Source organism: Actinomycetota bacterium (assembly GCA_036280995.1).
Classification (GTDB): domain Bacteria; phylum Actinomycetota; class CALGFH01; order CALGFH01; family CALGFH01; genus CALGFH01.
In genome coordinates, this window is sequence record DASUPQ010000364.1 from 1 (window position 1) to 3,031 (window position 3,031).

3 protein-coding genes are annotated in these 3,031 nt (G+C 72.2%); 1 reads left to right on the forward strand and 2 read right to left on the reverse strand.

What is annotated here, in order from left to right:
- Positions 1 to 598 (reverse strand): leucine zipper domain-containing protein (locus VF468_12230; protein ID HEX5879065.1); only part of this gene is annotated, 598 nt, incomplete at its 3' end.
- Between the two features lie 258 nt (positions 599 to 856).
- Between VF468_12230 and VF468_12235 the strand changes: the two genes are divergently transcribed.
- Positions 857 to 2,218, forward strand: a complete 1,362-nt coding sequence (locus VF468_12235) for an IS1380 family transposase (GenBank protein ID HEX5879066.1) — start codon at positions 857 to 859, stop codon at positions 2,216 to 2,218.
- Positions 2,219 to 2,370: 152 nt separating this feature from the next.
- Here VF468_12235 and VF468_12240 read toward each other — a convergent pair.
- Positions 2,371 to 3,031: DUF6596 domain-containing protein (locus tag VF468_12240; GenBank protein HEX5879067.1), on the reverse strand; the 661-nt coding region annotated here is incomplete at its 5' end.

The window sequence follows — 3,031 nt, forward strand, 5'->3', positions numbered from 1 at the left end:
TCTCGGTGTAGGCCAGCCGGGAGTGGTCGTCGATGGCGGTGTGCAGGTAGCCGTAGCCGAGCACCGGATGGTTGCCCTTGCGGACCGGGGTGCTGCGGCGGCTGTTGCGTTGGCCGCGTTGACGGCCGTGGCTGCGCCATCCGCCGCCGTCGGGGATGTTGCCCAGCTTCTTGACATCGACGTGCAGCAGCGCGCCGGGGTGCGGGTGTTCGTAGCGGCGCACCGGCTCGCCGGTCGCGCGGTCGACGTGGGCCAGCCGGCTGATGCCGCAGCGGACCAGGACCGCGTGCACCGTGGAGGCGGGCAGGCCGAGCTCGCCGGCGATGCCGACCGGGCCCAGCCGCCGCTTCCACCGAACGTGCACGATGCGGCGGACCACCGGCTGCGGGGTGCGGGTCGGCTGCCGGTGTGGCCGCGAGGAGCGGTCGACCATGCCCGCGGCGCCGAGCTCGAGGTAGCGGCTGGCCCATCGCTTGGCGGTGGGCCAGGCGACCTGGAAGCGCCGGGCCGCATCGGCGATCGGCACCTTCCGGTCGACGACCAACCGAGCCAGTTTCAAGCGTGCTCGGGGCGTCAGCGCCGCATTAGCGTGGGACATGAAGGCCTCCTGGCGATGGAGCGGTTCTCAGCAGCTCCACTCCACGCCGGGAGGTCTTCCTCGCTCAAGAGCAATCAGACCGTGTCGTCACACGATCTCGACCAACGTGCCTGGGCAGTACAGCTAGCCTCGATCTTTCATTCGACCCCGGTTGAGGTCGTGCGACACGGGGCGTAGATGCACGGAAGTGCCTGCTCAGCTTGGGATTCTGCTGCTTGTCGAAGGCGCAGGATCCCCGAGCTGAGAGGCACTCCGTGGGTGAACAGTAACCGGCGTTCCCGGCGGGTTCAGGTAGTCGCTGGGAGCGAGTCGTTGATCTCCTCCGCGGGCGGTTCGCTGCTCGCGCAGACGGCCGGGGTCAGCGGGCTGGACCGGGCGTTGAGCGCCCAGCTGGCGCCGTGGCGGGCCGGTCGGGCTCGCCATGATCCGGGCAAGGTCGTGCTCGATCTGGCGGTCGCGATCGCCCTGGGTGGGGACTGCCTGGCCGACCTGGCGGTCGTGCGGGCCCAACCCGAGCTGTTCGGCCAGGTCGCCTCCGATCCGACGGTCTCGCGGTTGATCACCACGCTGGCGGCCGACGCCCCGACCGCGTTGGCCGCGCTGCGCGCTGCCCGGGCCGCCGCCCGCGCCCGGGTCTGGCAGCTGCGGGCGCCGGTGGCCGGGAACGCCCCGGTGATCATCGACCTGGATGCCACGATCGTGGGAGCGCACTCGGAGAAGGAGGGCGCGACCCCGACCTGGAAGCGCACGTTCGGGTTCCACCCGCTGCTGGCCTTCCTCGACCACGGGCCCGGTGGCACCGGCGAGCCGGTCGCCGGCCTGCTGCGCACCGGCCGCGCCACGGCGAACAACGCCGCCGACCACATCAGCGTGCTCACCGACGCTCTCGCGCAGCTGCCGGCCCAACACCGCGCCCGGGTGTTGGTGCGCGGAGACAGTGGCGCCGGGGTGCACGCCTTCGTGCACCACATCCATGACCTCGGGCTGCAGTATTCGGTCGGCATCTACGCCCACCAGCCGGTTCTGGATGCCCTGGCCGCGCTGCCGCGACAGGCGTGGAAGGCCGCACTGGACCCCGACGGCCGCCCGCGCACGGGCGCGCAGGTCGCCGAGCTGACCCGCCACCTGCGTCCAGCGCGTGACCCCTGGCCACCGGGCATGCGGGTCATCGCCCGCCGCGAGCGGCCGCACCCGGGCGCCCAACTGCGTCTCACCGACGCCGACGGCTGGCGGATCACCCTGTTTGCGACCAACGCCCGCGGCGGCCGGATCGCCGACCTCGAGGTCCAGCATCGGCTCCGGGCCCGAGCCGAGGACCGGATCCGCTGCCTGAAAGACACCGGACTCCGCAACCTGCCGCTGCACGACTTCGCCGCCAACCAGATCTGGCTCGAACTCGTCGCCATGGCCGCGGACCTGCTCGCCTGGACCCAGCACCTGGCGCTCGCCGACACCCCCGCCCGGACCTGGGAACCCAAGCGGCTGCGACTGCGGCTGCTCAACATCGCCGGCCGCATCATCCAGACCGGCCGCCGCCACCTGCTGCGATTACCCCGCGGCTGGCCCTGGGCCGATCACCTGCTGCGCGGACAGCACCGACTCGACACGCTGGCGACCTGACTTCCCGCCCCATCCCGACGATCAAGGATCGGAAGCCGCAGCAGACGCGGAGTTCCATCGCGCCCTACCGCGATCGCCCATCCGATCACGCCGCGCACATCACACGCGCCAAGTTCACGAAAGATCGAGGCTAGGTGCCCGCCGCCCTCCGCTCAACCGCGCAGTTCCGCGTTGAGCCGTGCGGCTTGTCGCGTGAGGTGGTCGCGTTCGGGGAGGTTGGGCGCTGATCGGGCGGCTTCGGCGTAGAGCCGTGCTGCGGTCACCGGGTTCCCGTTCCGCTCGTGCAGGTACGCCGCGACGGCGGCGTGGCGGGGCAGGGAGGGGTCGAGCCCGGCCAGGGCGGCCAGGCCCTCCCGCGGGCCGTCGGCCTCGCCGACCGCGACGGCCCGGTTCAGGCGGGCCACCGGGCTGTCGGTGAGGCGCACCAGTTCGTCGTACCACTCGACGATCTGCACCCAGTCGGTCTCCTCGGCCGTCCGGGCGTCGGCGTGGAGCGCGGCGATGGCGGCTTGGGCCTGGAACTCCCCCAATCCGTCGCGGGCGAGGGCCGCCTGGAGCACGTCGACGCCCTCGGCGATCAGGCGGGTGTTCCACAGGCTGCGGTCCTGCTCGGCAAGCGGCACGAGCCTGCCGTCAGGGCCGGTCCGTGCCGGGCGCCGTGCGTGGTGGAGTAGCATGAGCGCGAGCAGGCCCGCGACCTCCTCATGGTTGGTCTTGGCCGCCAGCTGGCGCGTGAGCCGGATCGCCTCGGCGGCGAGGTCGACGTCGCCGGAGTAGCCCTCGTTGAAGACGAGGTAGAGCACGCGCAGCACC